The sequence below is a fragment of the Aequorivita todarodis genome (assembly GCF_028561335.1).
Taxonomy (GTDB): Bacteria; Bacteroidota; Bacteroidia; order Flavobacteriales; family Flavobacteriaceae; genus Aequorivita; species Aequorivita todarodis.
Map to the genome: position 1 here is coordinate 1 of NZ_JAQQTG010000021.1, position 501 is coordinate 501.

The 501-nt window shown below is 35.9% G+C and carries 1 protein-coding gene; it reads left to right on the plus strand.

The features are described 5' to 3' along the window. Nucleotides 1-475, plus strand: a 475-nt coding sequence (locus POV26_RS10485; protein ID WP_272856428.1) for a transposase, incomplete at its 5' end; no start/stop codon positions are given. Between the last annotated feature and the right edge of the window lie 26 nt (nucleotides 476-501).

The window sequence follows — 501 nt, forward strand, 5'->3', positions numbered from 1 at the left end:
GGATTACTATCCAAAGACTGAAGTTCAATTATGCTTGGTACATCAAATGCGGAACAGTGCAAAATATGTGACTCATTCAGATTTAAGAGCGGTAATGAAGGATCTTAAACTTGTTTACCAGGCTCCAACAGAACAAAAAGGGCTTGAAGCCTTAGAAAACGCCAGAGAGAAGTGGACTAAAAAATATCCGGCCATATTTAGAAGTTGGGATAAGAACTGGGATAGGTTATCTAATATATACAAATATTCACCCCATTTAAAGCGACTTATGTATACCACCAACCCCATTGAAAGCTATCATAGAATGATAAGAAAAGTCACTAAAACCAAAGGTGCTTTTCCCTCAGAAAACGCTATATTGAAACAAGTGTATCTAGCAATAATGAATGCCCAGACCAGATGGAATGGACAAATTTTTCATTGGTCAGCTATACAAAATGATTTGAATGCTTATTTTAGTGATAGAATAAAATAGGATGACACAGTTAATTGAACACTCCC